Source organism: Bacillus sp. JJ722, from assembly GCF_036963345.1.
In the GTDB taxonomy this organism is placed as follows: Bacteria; Bacillota; Bacilli; order Bacillales; family DSM-1321; genus Bacillus_AD.
Genome location: NZ_JBALMO010000386.1, coordinates 1 through 439 on the forward strand (window position 1 = coordinate 1; position 439 = coordinate 439).

Genomic DNA, 439 nt, shown 5'->3' on the forward strand with positions numbered 1-439 from the left:
CGTATTCTGGAAGACATTATCAATTAACCTTTGAATCCACAAATCGTTACTAATCCATATCAAATCTTTATTTACTGGATTATATATTAATTAGATGTCATGAATACTATATAAATAACCCCACTTTTTAACCATGGTTTCTAATAAATCATTGATATTCACTTCATCATTTAAAATATAAGAATTCTCTAATGTGTCAGTGGATTGTATATTAAATTCATTGGTTAATTCAGCTATATATTGTATTTGTTGATTTAATGATTCTAGTATAGGCACTTGATCATTATATTGACCTTCTAAATAAAATAATTGCAATCTAATTGCTGTTAAAGGTGTATTAATATCGTGCCTTAATTTATTAAGGAGTTCCTTTTTTATTGCTTCTTGTTGTTTAAGTTCTAATTCTCGATAGGTTGTTCTTTCAATTAATAAATTTACC

The 439-nt window shown here is 25.7% G+C and carries 1 pseudogene; it reads right to left on the reverse strand.

Going from position 1 to position 439, the window contains the following annotated elements:
• A pseudogene (locus V7014_RS26555) lies at positions 1-439 on the reverse strand (sensor histidine kinase); the annotation flags it as partial.